At 41.5% G+C, this 25,151-nt stretch carries 21 protein-coding genes; 5 read left to right on the top strand and 16 right to left on the bottom strand.

Features of this window, described 5'->3' with window-relative positions; translation table 11 throughout:
* Position 1 precedes the first annotated feature (1 nt).
* Both rpoC and WKF66_RS17470 read left to right on the top strand, forming a co-directional pair.
* Complete coding sequence (rpoC, locus tag WKF66_RS17475; protein WP_489675782.1) at positions 2-4,291, top strand: DNA-directed RNA polymerase subunit beta'; 4,290 nt, start codon at positions 2-4, stop codon at positions 4,289-4,291.
* Positions 4,292-4,410: 119 nt separating this feature from the next.
* A complete protein-coding gene (locus WKF66_RS17470; RefSeq protein ID WP_489675781.1) occupies positions 4,411-4,725 on the top strand; it encodes a DUF3467 domain-containing protein in 315 nt (104 codons plus the stop codon).
* Here the strand turns inward: WKF66_RS17470 and miaA are convergent.
* The 6 genes from miaA to WKF66_RS17440 are packed head-to-tail and all read right to left on the bottom strand — an operon-like array spanning position 4,661 to position 10,298.
* The gene (gene miaA, locus WKF66_RS17465) at positions 4,661-5,629 is read right to left on the bottom strand and encodes a tRNA (adenosine(37)-N6)-dimethylallyltransferase MiaA (RefSeq protein ID WP_489675780.1); all 969 of its coding nucleotides are present in this window, start codon (positions 5,627-5,629) and stop codon (positions 4,661-4,663) included. The genes WKF66_RS17470 and miaA overlap by 65 nt on opposite strands.
* Positions 5,630-5,636: 7 nt before the next feature.
* Positions 5,637-6,287 carry an IS1096 element passenger TnpR family protein gene (locus WKF66_RS17460; RefSeq protein WP_489675779.1) on the bottom strand — a complete coding sequence of 217 codons (651 nt, stop codon included), beginning with the start codon at positions 6,285-6,287 and terminating at the stop codon, positions 5,637-5,639.
* A 57-nt stretch (positions 6,288-6,344) separates the two neighbouring features.
* The gene (locus WKF66_RS17455) at positions 6,345-7,751 is read right to left on the bottom strand and encodes a CCA tRNA nucleotidyltransferase (RefSeq protein WP_489675778.1); all 1,407 of its coding nucleotides are present in this window, start codon (positions 7,749-7,751) and stop codon (positions 6,345-6,347) included.
* A 24-nt stretch (positions 7,752-7,775) separates the two neighbouring features.
* The gene (locus WKF66_RS17450; RefSeq protein WP_489675777.1) at positions 7,776-8,339 is read right to left on the bottom strand and encodes an L-threonylcarbamoyladenylate synthase; all 564 of its coding nucleotides are present in this window, start codon (positions 8,337-8,339) and stop codon (positions 7,776-7,778) included.
* The gene (locus WKF66_RS17445) at positions 8,336-9,475 is read right to left on the bottom strand and encodes a glycosyltransferase family 4 protein (protein WP_489675776.1); all 1,140 of its coding nucleotides are present in this window, start codon (positions 9,473-9,475) and stop codon (positions 8,336-8,338) included. The genes WKF66_RS17450 and WKF66_RS17445 overlap by 4 nt, the downstream gene beginning before the upstream one ends.
* A gap of 4 nt (positions 9,476-9,479) precedes the next feature.
* On the bottom strand, positions 9,480-10,298 hold the full coding sequence (locus tag WKF66_RS17440; RefSeq protein ID WP_489675775.1) for a 2,3,4,5-tetrahydropyridine-2,6-dicarboxylate N-succinyltransferase: 819 nt from the start codon (positions 10,296-10,298) through the stop codon (positions 9,480-9,482).
* A gap of 78 nt (positions 10,299-10,376) precedes the next feature.
* Between WKF66_RS17440 and WKF66_RS17435 the strand changes: the two genes are divergently transcribed.
* On the top strand, positions 10,377-10,775 hold the full coding sequence (locus WKF66_RS17435; protein ID WP_489675774.1) for an RNA-binding S4 domain-containing protein: 399 nt from the start codon (positions 10,377-10,379) through the stop codon (positions 10,773-10,775).
* Here the strand turns inward: WKF66_RS17435 and WKF66_RS17430 are convergent.
* Entirely contained in the window at positions 10,772-11,497 is a 726-nt protein-coding gene (locus WKF66_RS17430) for an EcsC family protein (RefSeq protein ID WP_489675773.1), read from the bottom strand. The two genes, WKF66_RS17435 and WKF66_RS17430, sit on opposite strands and share 4 nt — an antisense overlap.
* Before the next feature lie 80 nt (positions 11,498-11,577).
* The gene (locus WKF66_RS17425; RefSeq protein ID WP_489675772.1) at positions 11,578-12,165 is read right to left on the bottom strand and encodes an OmpH/Skp family outer membrane protein; all 588 of its coding nucleotides are present in this window, start codon (positions 12,163-12,165) and stop codon (positions 11,578-11,580) included.
* Between the two features lie 248 nt (positions 12,166-12,413).
* Here WKF66_RS17425 and gyrB point away from each other — a divergent pair, with 248 nt between their 5' ends.
* On the top strand, positions 12,414-14,372 hold the full coding sequence (gene gyrB, locus WKF66_RS17420) for a DNA topoisomerase (ATP-hydrolyzing) subunit B (RefSeq protein ID WP_489675771.1): 1,959 nt from the start codon (positions 12,414-12,416) through the stop codon (positions 14,370-14,372).
* Positions 14,373-14,425: 53 nt separating this feature from the next.
* On the opposite strand, the gene WKF66_RS17415 is transcribed toward gyrB, so the two are convergent.
* Genes WKF66_RS17415 through WKF66_RS17405 form a run of 3 tightly spaced genes read right to left on the bottom strand, consistent with a single transcriptional unit; the run spans position 14,426 to position 16,270 of the window.
* Positions 14,426-14,749, bottom strand: coding sequence for a hypothetical protein (locus WKF66_RS17415; RefSeq protein WP_489675770.1), 324 nt, complete (start codon positions 14,747-14,749; stop codon positions 14,426-14,428).
* A 6-nt stretch (positions 14,750-14,755) separates the two neighbouring features.
* Complete coding sequence (locus WKF66_RS17410) at positions 14,756-15,031, bottom strand: hypothetical protein (protein ID WP_489675769.1); 276 nt, start codon at positions 15,029-15,031, stop codon at positions 14,756-14,758.
* Between the two features lie 36 nt (positions 15,032-15,067).
* Positions 15,068-16,270 (bottom strand): MFS transporter, encoded by a 1,203-nt coding sequence (locus WKF66_RS17405; RefSeq protein ID WP_489675768.1) that lies wholly within the window; start codon positions 16,268-16,270, stop codon positions 15,068-15,070.
* Between the two features lie 85 nt (positions 16,271-16,355).
* Here WKF66_RS17405 and WKF66_RS17400 point away from each other — a divergent pair, with 85 nt between their 5' ends.
* On the top strand, positions 16,356-17,777 hold the full coding sequence (locus WKF66_RS17400) for an SDR family oxidoreductase (RefSeq protein WP_489675767.1): 1,422 nt from the start codon (positions 16,356-16,358) through the stop codon (positions 17,775-17,777).
* A 52-nt stretch (positions 17,778-17,829) separates the two neighbouring features.
* On the opposite strand, the gene WKF66_RS17395 is transcribed toward WKF66_RS17400, so the two are convergent.
* The 5 genes from WKF66_RS17395 to WKF66_RS17375 are packed head-to-tail and all read right to left on the bottom strand — an operon-like array spanning position 17,830 to position 25,039.
* Positions 17,830-18,450, bottom strand: coding sequence for a DUF4142 domain-containing protein (locus tag WKF66_RS17395; protein ID WP_489675766.1), 621 nt, complete (start codon positions 18,448-18,450; stop codon positions 17,830-17,832).
* 52 nt (positions 18,451-18,502) lie between these two features.
* Positions 18,503-19,630: a Gfo/Idh/MocA family protein gene (locus WKF66_RS17390; protein ID WP_489675765.1), complete on the bottom strand. Its 1,128-nt coding sequence runs from the start codon at positions 19,628-19,630 to the stop codon at positions 18,503-18,505.
* A 9-nt stretch (positions 19,631-19,639) separates the two neighbouring features.
* A complete protein-coding gene (locus tag WKF66_RS17385; protein WP_489675764.1) occupies positions 19,640-20,509 on the bottom strand; it encodes a sugar phosphate isomerase/epimerase family protein in 870 nt (289 codons plus the stop codon).
* Between the two features lie 24 nt (positions 20,510-20,533).
* Entirely contained in the window at positions 20,534-22,054 is a 1,521-nt protein-coding gene (locus tag WKF66_RS17380) for an MFS transporter (protein WP_489675763.1), read from the bottom strand.
* A 42-nt stretch (positions 22,055-22,096) separates the two neighbouring features.
* Positions 22,097-25,039 carry a PVC-type heme-binding CxxCH protein gene (locus WKF66_RS17375; RefSeq protein ID WP_489675762.1) on the bottom strand — a complete coding sequence of 981 codons (2,943 nt, stop codon included), beginning with the start codon at positions 25,037-25,039 and terminating at the stop codon, positions 22,097-22,099.
* Positions 25,040-25,151: the final 112 nt, after the last annotated feature.

Genomic DNA, 25,151 nt, shown 5'->3' with positions numbered 1-25,151 from the left:
TATGTCTTACAAAAAAGATAATAAATTAAAAAGCAATTTCACCTCGATCACCATTAGTTTGGCGTCGCCTGAAGCTATTTTAGAGCGCTCAAGTGGTGAGGTGTTAAAACCTGAGACCATAAATTACCGTACTTACAAGCCTGAACGTGATGGTTTGTTCTGCGAACGTATTTTTGGTCCGGTTAAAGATTACGAATGTCACTGCGGTAAATACAAACGTATCCGTTACAAGGGTATCGTTTGTGACCGTTGCGGTGTTGAAGTAACTGAAAAGAAAGTACGTAGAGAGCGTATGGGACACATCAACTTGGTGGTTCCTGTTGCGCACATCTGGTATTTCCGTTCATTGCCAAACAAAATTGGATACCTTTTAGGCTTACCTACAAAAAGGTTAGACCTGATCATATATTACGAACGCTATGTAGTAATACAAGCGGGAACAATGTCTGACGAAGGTATTCAGTACATGGACTTCCTTACGGAAGAAGAGTACTTAGATATCTTAGATAAATTACCTAAAGAGAATCAATATTTAGATGATAAAGATCCTAATAAATTCATCGCCAAAATGGGTGCTGAAGCGTTAGAAGATTTATTGAGTCGTATTGATTTAGATACTTTATCTTATAATCTACGTCACCAGGCAGCGAATGAAACTTCTCAGCAACGTAAAAATGAGGCATTAAAACGTCTTCAGGTTGTTGAGGCTTTCCGTGGTTCAAGAACGCGTATTGAGAATAATCCAGAGTGGATGATCATTAAGATCGTTCCGGTTATTCCACCAGAATTGCGTCCGTTGGTTCCATTGGAAGGTGGTCGTTTTGCGACTTCAGATTTGAACGATTTATACCGTCGTGTAATTATCCGTAACAACCGTTTAAAACGTTTGATCGAGATTAAAGCACCGGAGGTTATTTTACGTAACGAGAAACGTATGTTGCAGGAAGCTGTGGATTCGTTGTTTGATAACTCACGTAAAGTAAATGCGGTTAAAACTGAAGGTAACCGTGCTTTGAAATCACTTTCAGATATCCTGAAAGGTAAACAAGGACGTTTCCGTCAGAATCTATTGGGTAAACGTGTCGATTACTCGGCTCGTTCTGTAATTGTTGTAGGGCCTAGCCTTAAATTACATGAATGTGGTTTACCTAAAGATATGGCAGCTGAGCTATTCAAACCATTTATCATCCGTAAGATGATTGAAAGGGGTATAGTTAAGACAGTTAAATCTGCAAAGAAAATTGTGGACAGAAAAGATCCTTTAGTTTGGGATATCCTTGAGAACGTATTGAAAGGGCACCCGGTACTATTGAATCGTGCGCCTACATTGCACAGATTGGGTATCCAGTCTTTCCAACCTAAATTGGTGGAAGGTAAAGCGATCCAGTTGCACCCTTTAGTGTGTACTGCATTTAATGCGGATTTTGACGGTGACCAGATGGCGGTGCATTTACCGTTAGGTCATGCTGCGATATTAGAGGCACAAGTATTAATGCTTGCTGCTCACAATATCTTGAATCCAGCGAATGGTACTCCAATCACTGTACCATCTCAGGATATGGTTTTGGGTCTTTATTATATTACTAAAGGCCGTAGAACTGACGAAGGACGTGTTGTGAAAGGACAAGATTCGATCTTCTATTCAGCAGAAGAGGTGATCATCGCTTACAATGAGAAAAGAATCGACTTACATGCCTTTATCAAAGTAAAGGTTAATGCTAAAGGAGACGACGGTATCATTGTAAATAAATTGATTGAGACTACTGTTGGACGTATACTATTTAATCAAATGGTACCGGAAGAAGTTGGTTATATCAATGAATTGCTAACTAAGAAATCTTTAAGAGATATTATTGGTGATGTAGTAAAAATCACTGGTATGGCACGTGCTGCGAGATTCTTAGATGACATTAAGGAATTAGGATTCCAAATGGCATTTAGAGGTGGTTTATCGTTTAACTTACAGGATGTTAATATTCCAGTAGAGAAACATACACTATTGCAACAAGCTTCTGCGGAAGTTGAAGAGGTAAGGAATAACTATAACATGGGATTCATTACCAACAACGAGCGTTACAACCAAATCATCGATATTTGGACACGTATCAACAACAGACTTACATCGTTTGTAATGAACCAATTATCTAACGATAATCAAGGATTCAACTCTGTATATATGATGCTTGACTCTGGAGCACGTGGTTCGAAAGAGCAGATTCGTCAGCTTTGCGGAATGCGTGGATTGATGGCTAAGCCGCAAAAATCTGGTTCAGGTGGTGAGATTATTGAAAACCCGATCCTTTCGAACTTTAAAGAAGGTTTGTCGGTATTGGAATACTTTATATCTACCCACGGTGCGCGTAAAGGTTTGGCGGATACTGCGTTGAAAACTGCGGATGCTGGTTACTTGACTCGTCGTTTACATGACGTTGCTCAGGATATGATTGTAAACTCACCGGATTGCGGAACCTTGAGAGGTATGTATACTACTGCCCTGAAAGATAACGAAGATATCGTTGAGCCATTATATGACAGATTGTTGGGACGTATTTCTCTACATGATGTGTTCAATCCTTTGGATGGCGCATTGTTGGTAGCAGCTGGACAAGATATTGATGAAGACATTGCGAAAGCGATTGAAGAATCACCTCTTGAAGGCGTTGAAATTCGTTCTGTTTTAACTTGTGAAAATCAAAGAGGTGTTTGTGCGCTTTGTTACGGTCGTAACTTAGCTACTGGTAAACGTGTTCAAAGAGGAGAGGCTGTTGGTGTAATTGCTGCACAGTCGATCGGTGAGCCGGGTACACAGTTGACACTACGTACGTTCCACGTGGGTGGTACTGCATCAAACATTGCTGCAGAATCACAGATCATCGCTAAGTTTGATGGTATCCTTGAATTTGAAAACGTTCGTACGGTAGCTACCAAAACAGAAGATGGTGATACTGAAATTGTATTGGGACGTTCTGGTGAATTTAAGATTGTTGAAGAAGGTACTGGTAAAATGATCATGACCAACAACATTCCTTACGGTTCATTCTTATACGTTAACGATGGTGCTAGAATCAAAAAAGGAGACCGGATTTGTTCATGGGATCCATATAACGCGGTAATTATCTCTGAGTTCGCCGGTAAAATTGAATTTGATGCAATCGTGGAAGGTGTAACTTTCCGTGAAGAGTCAGATGAACAAACTGGTCACCGTGAGAAAGTAATTATCGATACACGTGATAAAACTAAGAACCCTTCAGTAAGAGTTGTTGACAAGAAAGGTGAATTGATCAGAAACTATAACATCCCGGTTGGAGCACACATTGCTATTGACGAAGGTGAAATGGTTCAAACTGGACAGATCCTTGTTAAGATACCTCGTTCCACTGGAAAAACAAGGGATATTACGGGTGGTTTACCACGTGTAACCGAGTTATTCGAGGCACGTAATCCATCTAATCCTGCTGTAGTAACAGAGATTGATGGTGTGGTAACACTTGGTGGTGTGAAACGTGGTAATCGTGAGATGACCATTGAATCTAAAGACGGAGAGGTAAAGAAATATCTTGTTCCATTGTCTAAACACATCCTGGTACAGGATAATGACTTTGTGAAAGCTGGTATGCCGCTATCTGACGGATCGATTTCGCCTGCTGATATATTAGCTATCAAAGGACCTGCTGCTGTTCAAGAATACTTAGTAAATGGTATCCAAGAGGTATATCGTTTGCAAGGTGTGAAGATCAACGACAAGCACTTTGAAGTTATCGTTCACCAAATGATGCAAAAGGTTCACATTGAAGATCCAGGAGATACTATTTTCTTAGAAAATAACTCTGTAGATCGTTGGGACTTTATGATCGAGAATGATGAGATCTACGACAAGAAAGTTGTAGTAGAAGCTGGTGATTCAAACACAGTGAAACCTGGTCAGATTCTATCGTTACGTAAACTAAGAGATGAGAATTCTCAACTGAAACGTAAAGATTTGAAACAGATTGAAGTGCGTGATGCAAGACCTGCAACTGCAAGTTCAATTCTTCAAGGGATTACACGTGCGTCATTAGGTACGAAATCATTCATCTCTGCTGCATCATTCCAGGAGACTACAAAAGTATTGAACGAGGCAGCAATTGCTGGTAAACGTGACAATATGCTTGGATTGAAAGAGAATGTAATTGTTGGGCACTTAATTCCATCAGGAACAGGTGTACGTGGTTACGAGCGAATCATTGTAGGTTCTCAGGAAGAGTATGATAAACTATTGGCTTCTAAACAAGAAGAAGAAGTTGAAGCATAGTAATTAACACAATGAATTTAAATCCCCCTTCTGTAAAGTTGGGGGATTTTTTTGTTAGTGCAAGTCTGGTGTATTGATTTAGATTAGCACAATACTAATTAAAGCAGTAGTTTTGTGGTATGGAAGAACAGAATCAGGATAATCAGTTGAATATCGAGCTTTCCGAAGAGATCGCTGAGGGTATATTTTCAAATCTTGCAATCATCACGCACTCAAATACAGAATTTGTGGTAGACTTTATCCGTGTGATGCCAGGTGTGCCAAAAGCGCGCGTGAAATCACGTATTATATTAACGCCAGAACATGCAAAGCGTTTACTTGGTGCCATGCAGGATAACATTGAGAAATACGAAGCTGTGAATGGTCGTATTAAAACTCAGGAAGAGCCTCCTGGTTTTCCGATGAATTTTGGGGGTCCGGCCGCTCAGGCTTAGCACGTTGTTTTTCTGAATATTTGATGATGAGATTGGTTTCGTTTGGTTCGAACCAGGCTGTAGTCTCGTCCTTTCTAAACCAGGTGAGTTGTCGCTTGGCAAATCTTCGTGTATTCTGCTTGATTTTGTCAACCGCTTCCTCCAAAGTGCAAATCCCATCTATGTAGTCGAAGATTTCCGAGTATCCAACTGTGTTCAGTGCATTGTATTTTCTAAAAGGAAGTAGTGTCTTAACTTCTTCCAGTAAGCCTGAGTCGAGCATTTGATCAACACGGCGGTTAATTCTTTCATATAGCACCGACCGAGCTGTATTCAACCCAATTTTAATAATATTAAAGGGTCTTTCCTTTTTGGTGCGTGTTAGAAATGAGGAGAGCTTTTGACCAGTGGAGAGGAAGAATTCTACTCCGCGAATCATTCGCTGAGGGTTAGATTGATCTACTTTCGCAAAATATTCGGGATCGTATTCTTTTAGTGAAGCCTGGATAAACGAGATACCTTCTTTAGCAAATCTTTCATTTAATTCCTGTCTTATTGTAAAATCAATATCCGGTAATTTATCCAGACCATTACATACCGCATCAATATAGAGGCCTGAGCCGCCTACCATGATGGCTACATCATGCCTTTGAAAAAGGGTGTCCAGGGTTTTTAGTGCTTGTATTTCAAAATCACCGGTACTCAACAGCGTCTGGACGCTATTTGAATTGATGAAATGATGTGGTGCTTCAGCAAGTTCTTCTTTGGAAGGTTTGGCAGTACCAATCTCCATCTCTTTGAAAAACTGTCGTGAGTCTGCCGAAATGATCTCTGTGTGAAAGTGTTTCGCTAGCTGAATTGCCATGGCAGTCTTGCCGATCGCTGTTGGCCCTACAACAACAATTAAGGTTTTAGCAGACGCCATTCTGCGATTAATAATCTTCCTTGTATTCTTCGTCTTCGAAGCTATCGTTATCAGCAAATTCGTCCGATTCTTCCGCGCCTTCTTCTTCTTCGCTATCCTCTGATTTTTCTTCTGTATTGATACCTCTACCACCCATGGCTTCCAGTTCTTCAGTATCTTCGGGAGCGAAGTTAAGTTCATTTAAGAAGTCGAACTCGGTGGATGTCGGATTTGCAGATACTGCAACGCCGCCAGAATTGTTTTTATCTATGATTTTGGGGGCTTCTCCGAAGCTTTTTACCAGATAAGGATATTCTATATTAGGATCTGTCTGCAGAATGATCTTTATTAATTCTACATGGAAATCAAACGGCCTCTCAAAATTATAGATGTAATAAAACTTTTGATGTGGATCTTCAATAAAGCTGCTCAGTTTAGATGCCTCCATTAAAGAAACCTTTCTTTCCGTTTTACGTGCTGCAGGAAGATAAGCGATCTCATCGCCTTTGATCCAATGGTCTGTACTTACGTAAAATGACGACGATTTTTCTGGGGTGTAGCCTGTTGACCGATGAATTGCCTTATGTAGATCTTCAAAGGTTTGAGTTGATTTGATATCGATCTCTCTCACCACTTCATCGAAATCTTCGAAACTTATTTTGAATCTGTAAATTGCCATTGTGCTTGTTTTCCAGCTGTAAAATTAAATAAATAAAATAGACTTTGTAAAATTGAATTAGGTAGTCGGTGAGTGCAGACCTATTTCGCTGGCCTTTTTCATCATGAATGCCAGCGCTTCATCATAATTATTAGTAATCTCGCCTTCTAAAATTGCCTCTCTGATCGCGTTCTTTATCAAACCAACCTCTTTTCCAGCGCCCAGACCGAATATAGCCATGATGTCGTTACCGGTTATTGGCGGCTGCCAATTTCTAATCTTATCTCTTTCCTCAACATCCTTAAGCTTCTGTTTTACCAGCTCAAAGTTGTTTCTGTATTTCTTAACTTTATATTCATTCTTTGTGGTTACGTCCGCATTGCAAAGCATCATTAGACTTTCAATGTCTTCGCCAGCATCAAATAACAGTCTGCGCACTGCTGAATCTGTAACCACTTCCTGAGCGAGAACAATCGGCCTTAGATGAAGTTGCACCAATTTTTGCACATATTTCATTTTATCGTTCAACGGGAGCTTTAATTGTGCAAAAATCTGGGGTACCATTCTGGCTCCTTTGTCTTCATGCCCATGAAATGTCCAACCATGGCCCTCTTCAAATCGCTTTGTAGGTGGTTTAGCGATGTCATGCAAAATTGCTGCCCACCTCAGCCAAAGGTCATCGGTGACTTCACAAATATTATCGAGCACCTGCAGGGTGTGGTAAAAGTTATCTTTATGCCCTTTCCCGTTGATGATTTCCACACCATAAAGCGCGGCCATTTGAGGGAAGATTAAGTGCAGCAAGCCTGTGTCAAACAAATACTTGAATCCAAGAGATGGCACTGGGGAAAGAATAATCTTATTTAGTTCATCGGTTATACGCTCTTTCGAAACAATACCAATTCGTTCTTTCTGCTTGTTTATTGCCAAAAGCGCGGCCTCATCAATCGTAAAGTTAAGCTGTGATGCAAAGCGAATGGCACGGAGCATACGCAACGGATCATCGGAAAATGTGATCTCCGGATCCAGAGGGGTTTTAATCAGCTTGTTTTGGAGATCGATCTGTCCATTGAAAGGGTCAACAAGACCGCCGAAGTTATGTTTGTTAAGTGATATAGCCAGCGCATTAATGGTGAAGTCTCTCCTTAATTGGTCATCTTCAATAGTTCCGTTTTCAACTATTGGTTTGCGGGAATCAGAACGATAGCTTTCTTTCCTTGCCCCAACAAACTCAAGTTCCAGCTCCTTGTATTTTAGCATTGCAGTACCGAAGTTCTTGAAGATAGCAACTTTAGATTTAAGTGCCTGCCCGGCTAGTTCTGCGAACTCAATTCCATTTCCCAAAACCACGATATCAATGTCTTTAGAGGACCTTTCCAGAAAAATGTCTCTCACATAGCCACCTATTACATAAGCTTCAATATTATGCAGGTTTGCAATATCAGCAAGAATCTTAAAAACAGGATGTTGTAAATGCTTTTCCATTAATTCATGCAAAAGTACTAAAACTTACCTTCTAATGAACGAGAATTGCCCTCCGGGTGCTAATTTCATTATGGTAGAAGCCTTTTTTGGAATTCTCAGATCTTGCTCCCAATCCACGATGTAGTCTACCTCATCTTTAATCTCCTCGCTGATCTCGTCAAACGTTTGAGGAGCGGGTTGGCCGCTGACATTTGCAGAAGTAGAAGTGATTGGTTTGCGAAAACGCTGCAATAACTGCTGGCAGAACTCATGTTTAACTATCCGCACGCCAACTGTTCCATCTGCATTGATCACGCTTTTAGCCAGATTTTTAGCGCCTGAGAAGATGATTGTTAAAGGATGTTCTGCAAATTCAATTAGATCATAGGCAACGTCTGGAATCTCTGTAACATAGCTCTGTATTTTGCTGTCGTTGTCTAGTAAAATAATAAAGCTCTTGTCAGCCGATCTACCCTTAATGGAGTTGATCTTAGAGACAGCTTCCTCATTTGTAGCGTCACATCCAAGTCCCCAAACGGTATCTGTGGGATATAAAATGATCCCTCCACTCTTAAGCGTATTTAACGCCCTTTCTATTTCTGTTCTCATTTGTGGTGCGTATTAAGCTTCTTTGCATAAACATCCTGATAAATCTTCATCATGTCGTTTGCTATTCTAACGGTATTGAATCGCTGAACATACTCCAGTCCCTTTTGTTTCATCTGTTTGCGGAGTTGTGCATCCTCTAAAACTCTTGTTATTTTGCTGGCAAGGTCACCAGGTTCTTTAGGATCTATGTAAATGCTATTTGGGCCTCCGGCTTCTTCCAGGCATGATCCTGTCGCAGCAATCACAGGGACCTGCGAGTAAAGCGCTTCAATAATGGGTATTCCAAAGCCCTCGTAAAACGAAGGATAGACGAATACTGAAGCCATTTGATAGATGGCGGGTAGTTCAGTGAAAGGTACATCCTGAAGGAAAATGACCCGGTCTTTCAGTGACAACTTTTCAATTTCATTAAGCACCAATTTCTTGTACGGCGTTTCTTTTCCAACAACCACCAGCTTATAGCTCGCGGCAACATTGGGTAAAGCCCTGATAAGAATCAGTAGATTTTTTCTGGTTTCGATTGTGCCAACGTTTAGAATATATTGATCAGGTAGTAAGAACTTTTCTCTTACCAGTTGCTTTAAAGCAGTACTAACAGGAGTCTTGAAACTGTCGTCACAACTCTGGTAAATGACATCCACTTTGGCTTCGTCAACTTTAAAATAATAGAGGATGTCTTTTTTTGTCTGCTCAGAGATTGCCACGATCCGATCGGCATGGTTGCAGGCATATTTACATTTTAGGGTGTAAATAAAGCGGTCGATACGGCCAAAGTAATTTGGGAATTTTAAGAAGATCAGGTCATGAATGGTCACCACTGTGGGAACTCCTATTTGCTGAAGGCCTATCGGGATCTCGTGACTCAGTCCGTGATAAAGATCAATCTGATCAGCTATGAGCTGTTTTTTTATACCCAAAGTTCTCCATAGAAATTTAGAAGAGGAGGGTAGTACCGCAAAAACGTTCTTAAAATTAATAAACGCTGTGATTTGAGGCCTTTGCTTTATTTTAGGAGTGTAAACAAAATATTGGTTTTGAGGGAAAAATTGAGCAAGTTGAATAATTAATGAACGGCTATAGTTGCCTAACCCCGTTAAATTATTTGCAGCTCTTTTTCCATCAAAACCAATATTCATTAAGTTATACCGCTACATTATTTTCCCTTAACGCGTCGTTTAGAGAAGTTTTTTTATCTGTCGATTCTTTACGCTGACCGATGATTAGTGCGCATGGGACCTGATAGTCACCAGCGGGAAATGACTTGGTGTAGCTTCCTGGAATTACTACAGAACGGGCAGGGACGATGCCTTTGTATTCTATAGGAGTCGGTCCAGTTACATCAATAATTTTTGTAGAGGCCGTAAGTACAACATTAGCACCCAGAACAGCTTCTCTTTCAACTTTAACACCTTCCACAACAATGGCTCTTGATCCAAGGAAGCAGTTGTCCTCGATAATAACCGGGGCCGCCTGGATTGGCTCTAAAACGCCTCCGATACCCACACCGCCACTTAAGTGAACATGTTTACCAATCTGGGCGCAGGAGCCTACTGTTGCCCAAGTATCTACCATGGTACCTTCATCAACATAAGCGCCGATGTTTACGTATGACGGCATCATAATTACCCCTTTAGCCAGATATGCACCGTAACGGGCACTTGCTCCAGGCACAACTCGTACACCAAGCTCTTTATAATTTGTTTTAAGCTTCATTTTGTCGTGAAACACAAATGGGCCTACTTCGGTAATTTTCATTTGTCTGATAGGAAAATAAAGAATTACGGCTTTTTTGATCCACTCATTAATACCCCATGAGTTTAGTATAGGCTCGGCAACCCGCAATTCACCTTTATCCAGTTGCATGATTACCGTTTCAATGGCTTCGCAATGTTCATTATATTCTAATAAAGTTCTGTCTTCCCAAGCGGCTTCTACTAACTTTTTTAATTCTGCTATCATGTTAATCTTTTAATTTTTGGCAAAATAAACGAATTTTATGTATTGAGCGTTGTTTTTGTTGTGTATTTTTGAATTTTTATGACTGAACAAGAGAAACTACGTATAGATAAATACTTGTGGGCCATTAGGTTATTTAAAACCAGGAGCCTGGCGACAGAAGCTTGTAAAGCTGGCAGGGTAAAGTTTAAAGGACAGAATTTAAAGCCTTCTGCGATAGTGAAGCCTGGCGATGTCTATCAGGTTTCCAGAGGTATTGAAAAGAAAGTGATTGAAGTTGTAGAGTTGCTTTATACCAGGGTGGAGTCTAAGATTGCGGTAACCAAATACAACGATATTACGCCTGTTGAAGAAACCCATGCCTACAAATCTGCATTCCATGCGCCAACACTTAAACGGGACAGAGGTACTGGCAGGCCGACAAAGAGAGATCGCCGTGAAACTGACGACTTGATCCAAGGGATGAATAAGGAGGATTAATCTTGCAACGACTTTTCGCGCATGCGATAAGCCATCATTGCAGTTTTACCCAGCTTTTTTAGAAGTTGATAATTGGTTACTGCACCAACTGCGACACCAACAAACGGAAGCAGTTGAGCTAATTTGGCGATGTCAATGTAGTCCCGATATTCCTGCTGGAACGTCCTCCAGTCAAAGTTTTCGGGGTTGTCCGGTAATATCTCTTGTTTGTCGTCCCAATCCTGAAGGTGCAGAAAAACTTTAGAAGCATTTTTGCTGCCTGAAAAAGCGAGTTGGAATATGTACAGAATGTACAGCCTTTCTTTGAAGTTTTTGACATCATAGCCGTACAACGCGGAAATCTCGAAAAGCAGTTTGATTTTTATACCAATTAGGATAGGAAAATCTGCCATGCTCAGGAGAAATCCACCTGCTCCGGTGATCCCGCCTTCTGCAGCCCCTGTTTTTGCGTAACTGCTTATTTTTTCACGAACCAATGCCTCACGATGTATTAAACTGGTTTCTTTCAATGGTAAAGCGGAGGTTGTGTAGGTGGAGCCGTACAATACCCCTTTGACCATCGTTTTTATGCTTACCGTAATAACGTTGTGTACCTTTTCGGGAATATAACTATTGATCTTGTGTTGAACCTTATCCGTGAGGCGATTGAACATAGAAGGTTCTTTTAGCATCTCCCGCTTCCAAAACTCCAGTTCTATCTTGATGTTCTCTTCGTGTGTCATGGGCTCCCTGATTTAAAATAGGAGATAAATACTAAAAGCCCGGAACTTCCGGGCTTTTAGTAAAAATCGTTATCAGACGACTATTTTTTATAGGTCTCGTTAAGACCGATGATTACTTCACTTGTAACGTCAAGACTTTCATCGGCAAAAAGGATGGTTGGGTTTGCTTTTGAATAACTTAAAACCATTTTAAAGCCTTTTTTCTTGGCATAAGTTTTAAGATAATCTGCAATCTTATCATACAGTTTTTCGTTTTCTGTAGCCTGCTCTGTTTGGAGAGCTGCACCAGCGTTTTGCTGATAAGCCTGTAACTCTTGCTGCTTACGACCTAATCTTTCTTCTGTGGAAGCTCTCTGGTCTGCAGGAAGCGTGTTTGCCTGAGCTTGATACTGCGCAACTTCACGTTGGTATGCCTGTGCTTTAGAAGCCATATCCTGTTGTGCAGTTTTTGCTTTCCCTTGAAGTTTAACCTGTACATCTTTAAAATACTGGTATTTTGTAAGTAAAGAGTCCGAGTTTACGTAAACAATTTTTTCAGTAGTAGATACCGTTGCACTTTCGGTTTTTGCGGCAGTTGAAGGAGCAGCTTCTTTGTTTTGACAAGCAGACATTACAGATATGATGGCTGCAGCAGTAGCAAGACTGCTTAATTTAGTTGTTATATTCATTTGTAGTTAAAGTTAGGAGCTTTATTAAGCTTCCGCCGTGTTTGTTATTTAATTTTTAGGTTTTTCAGTGAAGGTCCGCTTCCAAATATTGGTTCAGATCAACAAATATAAAACTTCAAAATTAGTATCCTAAACAACTCTGTTTTTTCGTGCTTTTTTGATGCTTTTCAGCTCAAATACTTATTAACATTTCTGGGTAAATTGCCCATAAATGGTTATTTTTGAAGCTAATTGTTTTAATAAAAATTATGAGCGAAGAACAGGATTCAAAGTCAAATTATTCGGCAGATAATATACAGGTATTGGAAGGTTTGGAAGCGGTGCGTAAGCGCCCTTCGATGTATATAGGCGATACCGGAATTAAGGGTCTACACCATTTGGTTTATGAGGTGGTGGATAACTCGATTGATGAGGCTCTTGCCGGTCATGCAGACACAATTTTAGTTAACATTCTAAAAGATAATTCTATAAGGGTTGAAGATAACGGTCGTGGTATTCCAACAGGGATCACTACTAAAGAAAAAATATCTGCTTTAGAGATTGTTATGACGGTTCTCCACGCAGGTGGTAAATTCGATAAAGACACATACAAAGTTTCCGGGGGATTGCACGGTGTGGGCGTAAGTTGCGTTAACGCATTGTCGACCCACCTTAGAGCAGAAGTTCACCGTGAAGGTAAAATATGGGTTCAGGAATACAATATTGGTAAGCCACTTTATGAAGTAAAATCTATAGGTGAAACGGATAAAAGGGGTACGATTGTGACCTTTACGCCGGATGATACTATTTTTACGCAGACGACAGAGTATCGTTTTGATACCCTGGCCTCTAGATTACGCGAGCTTTCATTCTTAAACAAGGGTATCAGTCTTACCCTAACGGATGAACGTGAGGTTGATGATAAAGGTGAGTTTTTAGTAGAAGTTTTTCATTCACAAGGAGGATTGAAAGAATTTGTTCAGTTTCTTGATGGAAACAGGCCTTCTCTAATTTCCGAGCCAATTTACCTAGAAGGTATTAAAAACGGTATTCCAGTAGAACTTGCGTTGCAGTACAACGATAGTTATGCAGAGAACGTTCACTCTTACGTGAACAATATCAATACCCATGAGGGTGGTACTCATATTGCGGGATTTAGAAGAGGGTTGACTAGAACCTTAAAGGCATATGCGGATAAGTCGGGACTGCTTAAAAACGTTAAGTTTGAAATTACAGGTGATGACTTTAGAGAAGGATTAACCGCGGTAGTATCTGTTAAAGTTCAGGAGCCTCAGTTTGAAGGTCAGACTAAAACTAAGCTTGGAAACACAGAAGTAATGGGAGCGGTTGATATCGCTGTTGGTGAAGCTTTAGGGATCTACCTGGAAGAATATCCGAGAGAAGCCCGTTTAATAGTGAACAAGGTTATTTTAGCTGCTACTGCCCGTGCTGCTGCCCGCAAGGCCCGTGAGATGGTGCAACGTAAAAGCGTTATGGGGGGTTCTGGCTTGCCAGGGAAACTTGCCGATTGTTCAGATAGTGATCCCGAAAAATGTGAGTTGTACCTGGTCGAGGGAGATTCGGCTGGTGGTACCGCAAAACAAGGTCGTGACCGTAACTTCCAGGCAATTCTTCCTTTGAAAGGAAAGATTCTCAACGTTGAAAAAGCGATGGAGCATAAGATCTACGAGAACGACGAGATCAAGAATATGTTTACAGCTCTTGGAGTGAGCATTGGTACACCGGAAGACGATAAGGCCTTGAATATTTTAAAGCTTCGCTACCATAAGATTGTGATCATGACGGATGCGGACATCGACGGATCACACATTACCACACTGATCTTAACGTTTTTCTTCAGATACATGAAGGCTTTAATTGAGGCTGGTTATGTCTATATCGCGGCTCCGCCATTGTATCAGGTTAAAAAAGGTAAAGAGTTTGAATATTGCTGGAACGATGTTCAACGTGATGCTGCTGTACAACGCTTAAAGGGCCAAGGTAAAGAAGAGAGCGTGCATATTCAACGATACAAAGGTTTAGGGGAGATGAATGCTGAACAGCTTTGGGATACCACTTTGAACCCTGCGACACGGACATTGATGCAAGCAACCATTGAGAATGCTGCAGAATGTGACCATACATTCTCCATGTTAATGGGTGATGATGTTGCTCCTAGAAGAGATTTCATAGAGAGAAACGCTAAATACGCGAAGATTGACGCTTAGTTGGTAGTCGCTTAAAAACTAAAAAAAGGCAATCCAATCGGGTTGCCTTTTTTTTATAACATTTTTGTCCAGGCAAATTGCCTTCTTTTGCGAGAATATGATAAGTCGTTCTCGAATCTGTAAGCTTCCCTTTCAAAAGAAATGTTAAAGTAAGCCTTAGAATGATTTTTAAATCTCAAGAGATTTACCAGGTAATTTAGTAAATAAATAGGGTAGAAGAAGATGATCAGCAGTTCCAGTTGTTGTCTGAAATGAATCTGCTCATGTCTTATGATGCTTTTATTCTCCTGTAGAGCCTTGGTCTTAAAGAGCATAAAAGGATAGAGAGCCATCGCCTGTGCCGGTAGCTTTGGCACCGTAATCGCCCAGTACCTCATTAGAATTTAAGACATCGTTTCGTCATCGTCAATATCTAACCCGTTGAGCACCTCCAAATCTGACTCATCCAAATCCGTGTCTGGATCGTCGCTCAGATCAAGACCCAGGTCCTCTTCCGTATTGCCGGTGTCAGTAACTGAATTGTAGCCGCCAACAACTTCTTCGTTAATAGGAATCTCAGGTGATGTTTGATCAGCTTGGGCCGAAAGAATCAGTTCGTTGTCCAAATCTTGTTGAACGTCTTCATTGACTGGCGAGGTATTTTCGTTCTCAGTATTCATATGCTTAGTTTTAGTCAAAAACAACCGGAGGTGCGTTTAGTTTGTCTTGGCAGGTATTCTTGCAATGATCCACATCACTAACAATGATAGCGCGATAAGGATGAGGTAGCTATATGATAAGTTCGTCTCATCTTTCGCCGGAACAAACGTGATGATGGTGTAACTTAAAAATGAGACAATCACATAATTGATTCCTCCGGTCAGACCGCCGGCAATCCCGGCATTAGTCGGGAAGCGACTTAAACAATAGGTAAAAAAACTATTGAAGGTATAACCTGAAGTGGCATGAACCAGAAAAGCAAAGCAGATCATTGAGTACAAATTGGAAACAAATTGTGTACTGACTAGCATCAGAACTCCAAACAGCGCTTGCAACCCTAGGTTCAGGAAAAGCTTTTTGTTAAACGGCCGGTTGATGGTTGCTTTTCCGAATAGTCCACCTACCATAACGGCGCCGCCGAGGATCAATGAACTATATCCAGCAACCACCGGCGTTAGGCCGAGCTGATGTTCTATAATAAAGGGGCCGGTCATGTTATAAATCATCACCATGCTATAGGATAATCCAAGCATAACAATGCCCAGGGTAAAACTGCTTGTTCTAATCATTCCTGCATAAATCCCAGAGATGGTTTTTAGGTTGAAGGCCATCCTTTGTCTGATCGTTTCTCCGCTGAATACAAGTTCCAGCACTAAGATCAGCAGGGCGAAACCGGTCAGGAAGTAAAAGTTAGACTGCCAGCCAAAATAAGTTTGAAGATATCCACCAGCAAAAGGCGCTATAATTGGCGCTGTAGCCCATATTATGGAAAACATGCTTAAATAATGCTTCAATTGTGCGCCACTATAAATATCAACGAAGTAGGCGCGTTTGGAAACAACTATAGCACCTACAGTTATCCCATGGATAACCCTCATGGCATAAATCAAACAAATATTTCCAGTATTTGCAATCACAATGCTTGCAAGCGCAAACACAATCAAACTAATAATATTGATTCTGTACCGACCAAAGGCATCGAGTAAACTACCAACAAAAAGCTGTGCAACTCCGTAACTGATCAGGAAAAGTGTCAAAGTAAGCTGTACTTGCATGTCGCTTACCCCTAAATCGGCAGCCATAGTGGGTAGCGAGGGGATGTAAACATCCGTTGCAAATCCGGAGAGCGGAATCAGCGCAAAGGCCAGTAATGTAGAAACCCGTTGATTTTCAGGCTTAAGGCGTTTTGTAAGAATCAAACTAGTATGTATTGAATGGGTAAAGTTAGTGTAATGCCAGTCAATCAAAACGGCTGCTCATGTGTTTATGATTATAAAGTTACAAATGAAGATACTACTAACCGGCGCTACCGGCTACATCGCACAGAGATTGCTGCCAGTATTATTGGAAGATGGCCATCACGTAGTGTGCTGCGTTCGCGATAAAATCCGCTTCAATTTGGAAAAGTACAAAGACTTAAACGTTGAAGTGATCGAAACAGATTTTCTTAAAGAAGAAACGCTAAAAGCAATTCCAGAAGACATCGATGTCGCTTACTACCTGCTTCATTCGATGTCTGGTGGCAAGAAAGACTTTGCAATGCTTGAGAAAAAGACGGCGGCTAATTTCAAGAAGAGGATGGAAGCTACGCGAGTTAAGCAGGTTATTTTCCTCAGCGGGATCGTTAATAGTAAAGAGTTGTCGAAGCATCTAAGCTCGCGACAAGCAGTGGACGAAGAACTAAAGTCAGCGGCCTATCCATTAACAACATTAAAGGCAGGTATTATTGTTGGGTCTGGAAGCGCAAGTTTTGAGATTATTCGTGACTTAGTTGAAAAGCTGCCGGTGATGATTGCGCCAAAATGGTTACATACAAAATGTCAACCGATTGCGATAAGAGATGTGCTGGCATATTTACATGGCGTGTTGCTGGAAGATTTTTCCTTTAATCAGAGTTATGATATTGCCGGACCAGAAGTACTCAGTTACAAAGAAATGTTAATGCGGTTTGCCAAGGCCCGCAAACTAAGGCGAAAGATTTTTATCGTTCCAGTGATGACCCCTAAGTTATCATCCTACTGGCTTTATTTTGTAACCTCTACTTCCTATTCTCTTGCCTGTAACCTGGTTGAAAGCATGAAAATAGACGTCGTTGCAGAACCCAATGATTTAAGTGAGCGGCTTGGCGTAGTGCCTGTTTCTTATGAGGAAGCACTTAAGCTTGCTTTCGGTAAGATTGAGCAGAATCAGGTAGTTTCCAGCTGGCGTGATGCTGTGAATTCACAGCCCTATGAAAATGGACTTTCAAAGCTAGTAGAAGTGCCTGAGGCCGGGTGTTTCAAAGACAGAAGAACCGCAAAGGTCAAGAATGTAGAAACCGCCTTAGAACATATTTGGTCTATCGGCGGCGAAAAGGGTTGGTATTACGCCAACTGGCTTTGGAGCATCAGGGGGTTTATGGACAAGGTGTTTGGCGGTGTTGGCTTGCAGCGAGGCAGAACCAGTATAAATCAGCTGTTCCCGGGAAGTGTGATCGACTTCTGGAGAGTAATCCTTGCCGACAAAACAGAAAAGCGTCTGCTCCTTTATGCAGAAATGAAATTACCCGGAGAGGCTTGGCTGGAGTTTAGGATCGATGAGAAAAATGTCTTTCATCAAACTGCTACTTTCAGACCTGTGGGAATATCAGGCAGACTTTATTGGTATGCTGTGCTTCCTTTCCATGCCTTTATCTTCAAAGGCATGATGAAGAAAATCGTTTCGTAACAAAGGGTCGCATAGCTTAAGCTATACAACCCTTTTTCGGTTCTTAAATGGACTATTTGCTTAATGCTGACACTTGAGTCAAATGGGCCTTAAGTGTAGGCAAGTACTTAGATGCATACGCTTTTATTTCAGGATCTGAAGATCTTGTAGCCCTGTCGAACAGATCAACAGCTTTAGTATGGTCTTCGATCATCATTTTTACGTAAGCCAGGTCAAAGTCTTTCCCCGTTAATTTGTTTAGTGAGGTAGCGGCTGTTGCAGCATCAGGGCTTGGAATTAAGGTTACGTTTCTGCTAGCAGCAAGTGTTTTCAGTTCAGAATTAGCTTTAGTATGGTCACTAACCATCATTGTTCCATAGGCTTTTACTCCTGGGATCATTCCTTTTTGCACAGCGATCTTACTCAGCTCAACTTCTTTCATGCCAGACGCACCTGCATCCAAAATAAACTGAATTGCATTTACAGTGTCGGGTGCAGTAATTTGTGAGTTTCCGGAAGTGAGCGCTGTAGGACCAGCAGGGGTGTTCAAATTGGTGTTCGTGGTATCTGTACCTGCAGCATTTGCATTCGCGGTTGAGTCAACGTCAGACCCTGTAGTACTTTTGGTACTTGAACATGATGCAAACGCTGAGATCGCCAGGGTGATCAAAAAAAGGTTAAATAAATTTTTCATAGGTTTTGAGTTATAGAGTTTTAAATCAAACCATTAATCTAACCAAAGGTTTTTATGACTTTAAATTCCCGCTCAAAGTAAATGCTGGGAGGTCGATCTTTCTACCACCATCCATTGCAGATTCATGAGCAAGAATACCCACGCAAGTAATATTCGCAGATTGTCTGGCATCAGGGAAAGGTGCTCGTTTGTTAACTAACGCATTCAAAAATTCGTTTACCAGGTGAGGATGTGAACCACCGTGTCCTGACCCTTGAATAAAGGAAAGGTGTTGATTGCTGTCGGCATCATAAACTCCACCTGTCGTGAAGGCCTGAATCTCTTCTGGCAAAAGATGCGCATAATCGGGGATCTTCACTTTCTCTGGCACTTCGCCGGTATGTATTACGGAGTCTTCATGCTCCACCAGTGTCCATTCGAACGTTTTCTTTGAACCATATACATCGAAACTTTCCCGGTATTGCCTTGCTGTATTGAAAAGAGATCTTGTTACCTCTGCGGCGAGATCTGAATCTTTAAACTTAATATGACAACTTTCAACGGCAAAAGGAGATCCATATTTCTCGATCAGTGATTCATCGATGCGGCCAGATCCGAAGCAAGATACATATTCAGCATCCGCTTTGGCGAGGGCTAGAACCGGTCCAACACAATGGGTAGCATAGTGCATTGGTGGCAAGCCTTCCCAATACCCAGGCCATCCAGCCATTTCCTGCTGGTGCGAAGCACGTAGGAACTGCAGTTTACCAAGTTCTCCACTTTCGTATAGTTCTTTTACAAAAAGAAACTCGCGACTATAGATCACGGTCTCCATCATCATGTAGGTTAGACCAGTTTCTTTAACCGCCTCCACGATCTGGCGGCATTCTTCCACTGTAGTTGCCATTGGAACCGTGCAGGCCACATGCTTCCCTGCCCTCAATGCTTTTATAGATTGTTCTGCATGACTTTGAATTGGCGTGTTAATATGTATTGCATCTACGTCAGGGTCTCTAAGCAGGTCTTCGTAGTCTGTATACCTTTTTTCTATACCAAAGGCGTCACCGATGGAATTCAGTTTTTCGGCGTCACGCTGACAAATAGCATACATATTCGCATTTGGGTGTCGCTGATAGATCGGAATAAACTCCGCACCAAAACCCAAGCCTACTATCGCAATATTGATCTTTTGTTTCTCCATAATATGATATTAATTTAATGAGCTAAATGTGGATTTTAAAAACGCGATACCCTCACTGGCAAAAGCATCCTGACTTTCCGCCAGGGGATGCCAGATACATACTGCTGCGGCCAGCTCCTGATTCTTTGGTGTAAAACTCTCAATAGAGATTACTCCTTTGTAACTGATGGCGTCCAGCCCTTCCTTATAAGCCGCCCAATTCGTTTGTCCGGTGCCTGGTGTACCGCGATAGTTTTCTGACACCTGAATATGTATTAAAAGATCGCCGGCAAGTTTTATTGCAGCAACGATATCCGGCTCCTCAATGTTCATGTGAAAACCGTCCAGAATAATCTTTGCTGCCGGATGATTGATATCCTTTATCAGGCGCAGCACATCCGCGGCTGTATTTATTAAATCAGATTCAAAGCGGTTTAATGGCTCCAAAGCTATCTCTAAGCCACGTCTAGCAGCCATGTCGCATACAATCCTCAAATTATTTACGGCGAGTTGCCATTCTTTTTCCCGTTCTTCAGGTGAGACCATTCTGGCTTTACCTACCGCAGAATACATTGGTCCTGCAAAGAACTTCGTATCCCACAGTTCGCAGAAATCAAGGCAGGCTTCAATATAATCAAAGCAAGTTTGATGAACTGCTGGATCCTCATTTGTGAGATCCCGGGTAGGACCAAACGCCCCGCAAACTATTGCTTTGAGATTGTATTGTGCCAGCCCTGCTTTTACGGCTGCTCCGTCAATTAATGCCGGATCTTCAACGGCAATTTCAACATATTCATAACCCATGCCAGCAACCTTCGAAAAGAGCTCATCTATGGAAGAAGTTTGGAAAGGAGAGGTCCACAACCAGGTGCTGACTCCGAATTTCACTGGTGACGACATATATAATTATTAAACGTATTGATCTTAAGACTCCACCAATGGTTGATTATTTTGCAACTCGACGACTTTGTATCCGCCCTTAGATCTGAAATAGAAGATGAGTAGCACGTAACTTACTAGCATAATCAATGGGAAGATCACGATGTAACTTAAAGCTTCTTTTTTAGCGGTGTCACGAATAGTGGTAACTGTCCCCTGTTCAGCAGGTGTGGCAGACGCAAGCTTTGCCTGGTCCAAAGCTTTATACTCACCGAACAAACTAGTTTTTTGTTCAGTTACGTAAGTGCTGTGAATAGCTGTATTGTTAGATTGGTCGTATCCTGCAATCTTTTGATCAATTGATTTATCCTGTATAAAGCCTAAAATTCCTGCACCAATTACTCCTGCGGCAATCATACCTAAGCCACCCGTTATATTAAGTGTTAATGCGCCGCCCTTTGGAAACTGCTCCGAAACCAGACCCAGCATTGTTGGCCAGAAAAATGATTTAGCCAAACCATAGATCGTTGCAGCTACAAGAATCATTATTCCTGTAGACGCAGAAAGCATGTACAGACCAATAACTGCTACACCTGAACACAGTGCGAGCAAGCCAAGAGAGGATATTTTATGAGTTAGTGGTCCTGCAAAGAACCTTAGGACAAACATTATCGCAGACGTATACACCAGAACCCAACCTGCCTGTAAGCCAATCTTAGTCATTTCTGGAGCCATCAAATCAGTGATCCAACTATCTGTACCCAATTCTGTAGTCGCCAGAGGGATCATCACCAATAGTAAAATGATAAAAAGCGGTCGGCCAAAGCTTCTGGTATAATAGCCAAAGCCGGCGGTAATGAGTAAGGTAATAATTATACTGACGGTAGTTGACCAGCCAAAAACAGTTCCTAGCTGAAAAATGATTAGCGCAACAATAATCAATGCTCCGCCAGCTCCAACTTCCTGTAACATTTCTTTATAAGATACCCCTGCCTGAACACGTTCGTTAGGAGGAAACTTAAGCGAAATTGTCATGAATGCGTAGATCAAGGTAGGGATCAGTATTAAGGCGATTTTATATTCCCAAGGTGTGTCAACACCTAGTGTCAATGCCATAATTCCACCCAAAACTAATCCGCCTGCCCAACCCGCATGCAGCATACTTAACCATTTAATTTTTTGTTTAGGGAACATCGTCGCAACTACCGGATTGGCAACGGCTTCTACCGTACCGTTACCTATGGCAACTATGAATGAACCTATATAAAGCATCCAATAACCTGTTGCGAAAATAGTAAGAACTGCAGACGCAATGTGGCATACAATTGCAAATATCATTGCGGTTTTGTATCCGATCTTGTCGATCACCAAACTAAACAACACAATACTTATCGCGAATGGCCATAAGCCAACTCCCGCTATTTCACCAAGTTGTGTTTGAGTGAGGTTAAAATCGACTCCCCATTGTGGCAGGATAAGTGCCCTAAGAATAAAGCCAAATGCTGTTGTTACCAGAGAGATGAAACACGTATAAAAGAGTTTCATGTCCACTTTTGATTGTGACATACTTAATTAGATTAGGTTTATATTGGTTTATAATTTAAGACGTTAAGGTACTACTTTCATCACACCATTCATAATTCTCCAGTGGCCAGGGAAGGAACAGATATAAGGATAGTTGCCCGCGGCTTCAGGAACCTTAAATCTCAGCGTTTCTGAACCCTCGGGGTTTACAAGTGCAGTGTGAAACAATACCTCGGGCATTCTTGGAACATATTGCAGCGCCGCTCCTTTAGGGTCCTGCGCAAGTTTATCTGATGCAGCACCTACTTTATCCATACTGCCTTTTTGAAGAATAAGAAGATTGTGTTGCATAAAGTCGATATTTTTAAATACTACCTCAACTGTAGTTCCAGCCTTTACCGTAAATGTTTTCAGATCAAACTTCATTGCGTTAACGATCGGACTGATCTTTATCACCTTATCTACTTTGGCTACCGCAGTCTTTACAGCAGGCGCGGAGTTTGTTTTCTTGTCTACCTCTGAATCTGCGACTGAAACTGGCATATGTCTTTTAAGTGCAATTGTAAATGCGGTACCCAGCCATTTATCTTCGTTGTTCTGAGACAGTTTTTCAGCAGCTTGTAATGCAGAAACCAAATTCAAAGAAACAGGTAATTCAGAAACTCTAAGCACAGCAGCAAGACGCGTATTCAGATTTGAATCGTTTAATGAACCTGCCTTAACAATTGCTGCTAATGTTGCTGAATTATTAGGTAGTACCTGAAGAGCCGCTTTTCTAACACCTGAAGAAGGGTGGCTTAACGCTTCGACTGCCACTGTGAATGCTTCAGTATTTGGGCCTTCAAACATCCCTAAACCTTTAAGGGTCCATAAGGCATGAATAGCTGGAGCGTTAATTCCGAGTTCATCTACTTTTTTATTCTGAATCAGCTTGTATAAGGCAGGTGCAATTTGTTTGTCTCCTACCTCTACGATTAAGCGTTGAGCAGTGGTCCGCCAGAACATATTGTCACTTTCCAACCCAGAAATCAAGGCTTTCGGATCTTTCTTGTCCAGCGATTTGATCTTTGAAGCGGTTGCAGTTCTGGAAACAATTTTATAAACCCTGCCATGCGTTCTGTCTCTTAATGGATTAATGTAAGCGTTACCCTTTCCGTTTTCGAAGCCCTCTGGAGTGGGATTGTGCTGAATAATGAAGTTGTACCAGTCCAATACCCAAACTGCGCCATCCGGACCAACTTCCGATTGCACAGGTCCGAACCATTCATCTGCACTGGCCATAAAGTTCCAGCCATCTTTCTCTTTGAATCCCGAACCCTTCGGCTCTAATATTGCTTCATGGATTACTCGTCCTGTAGGCTCATTAACAAATGCAATGCGATTCCAATATTTTTTAGGGAAGTTCCTAGCTGTATACAAGTTGTGACCTGCAGCAGCAGTAAAGCCATTATGCACATCTACCTGGCGTAGATTTTTAGTCACCACATGCATCGCGTAGTGGCCATCTATCTTTTCAACTGACTGGCCGACTGGCTTTCCAATCTTCGTTAGGTACGAAGCAGGTATGCCTAAAAATGCACTATGGGTATTATTGGCTGTAGATATAAAGACATCATTATTCTCTGAGAAGCCAACTCCCCAGGTATTGTTGCTTGTTCCGCCTAAAAACTCAAGGTCTTTACCTGTAGGTGAGAAGCTGTAGACACCCTGACCAAATTTAAGTTGTTGATCGCCAACTCTTCCATTGTACCCAGAATAACCTACTGTTCCCCAGATCTTATTGTCAAGGCCATATTTTAGGCTTGATGGCCCGGCATGGGTATCATATGTGCCCCATCCAGTGATGAGTTTCTCTCTGATATCCGCTTTATCATCGCCGTCTGTATCTTTTAGAAAAATGAAGTCAGGAGCCTGTGAGATAACAACGCCACCATTTGCAAACGTTATGCTGGTAGGAATATTGAATTTGTCTGCAAATACAGTAAACTTATCTGCTTTCCCATCACCATTAGTATCCTCACAGATTTTAATGCGATCCTGACCTTCTCCTTTAACGTCTCGTACCGTATTTGGGTAATCGATGGTCTCAACAATCCATAGCCGCCCTCTCTCGTCCCAGGCCATAGCTATAGGCTTAGTAATATCAGGCTCTGATGCGAATAGCTCCACTTTAAAATCAACAGGAATCTGAGTAAGTAACTGTGATTCGCTCGCATTTAAAGGCGCTTGTAACTGAAATCCTCCAGGTCTCTTTTCATAATTAGGGAGCTTTGCATCGGAATACTCTGGCAATGGCTTGGCCAACTTACTCCAGTCTTTCTTAGCTGCATCGTTTACAGACCATAATATGCCGTTCTTGAGCATTTTTAAAAATTCCGGACTCTTCCACGTCCGTTCATCATGCCCGTATGCGGTATAGAAGACCTTGCCTTTACCGTAATTCTTAACCCAGGTATACGGCTCATGATGGGTTCCTTCCACCCGTTCGGTTAGTACATGTATATCTTTCGCTATTTTATCATGAACATAGGTCTCATCCCAGGTACTAAAGTTGTTTATCCCTTTCATGATGGGATGTTTAGCATCAACAATAGTGGAAGAGAAAGTGCCTGTCTTGTGCTCCTTGAATTGGCCGCCAACCATATTTATATACTCAGGTGAGTTTTGAAAACAGAAGGAAGCACAATGGACAGGTATAAAACCTTTACCACTTTTCACATAGTTCAATAAAGCCTTTTCTTGAGCAGGGTTGATGGTGTCATGATTTGCATAAATCATTAAGCCATCGTATTTGGCCAGATTTGCTTCATTTAAATCATTCGGATCAGTGGTGTAAGAGATGTTAATCCCATCCTTAAAGAAGGCCTGAGAAACAATTTCAGCGAATTTTTCCGAATAGTGGTGCTTGCTGTCGTGACCAAGAAGTAAGATCTCCAGTCGACTGTTATTATCTTCGGCGATAAAAGTGCCTTTAAAACTTAATACAGAAATAAGTATAATGGCCGCTAAGGCTAAATATTTTTTCATGAAGGGTATTATTTGGTTATTACTTTACAGAACATCTAATCTCTATAATTTACAAGAGATAACCTTTCACTTTTTTATCCAATACTAACTGTATTATATCTTTAAGAATGGT

Origin of the sequence: Pedobacter sp. (assembly GCF_037719805.1) — a bacterium.
In the GTDB taxonomy this organism is placed as follows: domain Bacteria; phylum Bacteroidota; class Bacteroidia; order Sphingobacteriales; family Sphingobacteriaceae; genus Pedobacter.
The sequence above is the reverse complement of the archived record's forward strand: the minus strand, read 5'-3'. Positions and strand labels throughout refer to the sequence as shown.

Bases quoted from the DNA above. Each gene is read 5' to 3' on its own strand.
- WKF66_RS17390 (WP_489675765.1), bottom strand. From the start codon at position 19,630: ATGGAGAAACAAAAGATCAATATTGCGATAGTAGGCTTGGGTTTTGGT.
- miaA (WP_489675780.1), bottom strand. From the start codon at position 5,629: ATGGCGTCTGCTAAAACCTTAATTGTTGTTGTAGGGCCAACAGCGATC.
- WKF66_RS17410 (WP_489675769.1), bottom strand. From the start codon at position 15,031: ATGAATACTGAGAACGAAAATACCTCGCCAGTCAATGAAGACGTTCAA.
- WKF66_RS17425 (WP_489675772.1), bottom strand. From the start codon at position 12,165: ATGAATATAACAACTAAATTAAGCAGTCTTGCTACTGCTGCAGCCATC.
- gyrB (WP_489675771.1), top strand. From the start codon at position 12,414: ATGAGCGAAGAACAGGATTCAAAGTCAAATTATTCGGCAGATAATATA.
- WKF66_RS17430 (WP_489675773.1), bottom strand. From the start codon at position 11,497: ATGACACACGAAGAGAACATCAAGATAGAACTGGAGTTTTGGAAGCGG.
- WKF66_RS17400 (WP_489675767.1), top strand. From the start codon at position 16,356: ATGAAGATACTACTAACCGGCGCTACCGGCTACATCGCACAGAGATTG.
- WKF66_RS17415 (WP_489675770.1), bottom strand. From the start codon at position 14,749: ATGAGGTACTGGGCGATTACGGTGCCAAAGCTACCGGCACAGGCGATG.
- WKF66_RS17455 (WP_489675778.1), bottom strand. From the start codon at position 7,751: ATGGAAAAGCATTTACAACATCCTGTTTTTAAGATTCTTGCTGATATT.
- WKF66_RS17445 (WP_489675776.1), bottom strand. From the start codon at position 9,475: ATGAATATTGGTTTTGATGGAAAAAGAGCTGCAAATAATTTAACGGGG.
- WKF66_RS17385 (WP_489675764.1), bottom strand. From the start codon at position 20,509: ATGTCGTCACCAGTGAAATTCGGAGTCAGCACCTGGTTGTGGACCTCT.
- WKF66_RS17395 (WP_489675766.1), bottom strand. From the start codon at position 18,450: ATGAAAAATTTATTTAACCTTTTTTTGATCACCCTGGCGATCTCAGCG.
- WKF66_RS17460 (WP_489675779.1), bottom strand. From the start codon at position 6,287: ATGGCAATTTACAGATTCAAAATAAGTTTCGAAGATTTCGATGAAGTG.
- WKF66_RS17375 (WP_489675762.1), bottom strand. From the start codon at position 25,039: ATGAAAAAATATTTAGCCTTAGCGGCCATTATACTTATTTCTGTATTA.
- WKF66_RS17440 (WP_489675775.1), bottom strand. From the start codon at position 10,298: ATGATAGCAGAATTAAAAAAGTTAGTAGAAGCCGCTTGGGAAGACAGA.
- WKF66_RS17450 (WP_489675777.1), bottom strand. From the start codon at position 8,339: ATGAGAACAGAAATAGAAAGGGCGTTAAATACGCTTAAGAGTGGAGGG.
- WKF66_RS17435 (WP_489675774.1), top strand. From the start codon at position 10,377: ATGACTGAACAAGAGAAACTACGTATAGATAAATACTTGTGGGCCATT.
- WKF66_RS17380 (WP_489675763.1), bottom strand. From the start codon at position 22,054: ATGTCACAATCAAAAGTGGACATGAAACTCTTTTATACGTGTTTCATC.
- rpoC (WP_489675782.1), top strand. From the start codon at position 2: ATGTCTTACAAAAAAGATAATAAATTAAAAAGCAATTTCACCTCGATC.
- WKF66_RS17470 (WP_489675781.1), top strand. From the start codon at position 4,411: ATGGAAGAACAGAATCAGGATAATCAGTTGAATATCGAGCTTTCCGAA.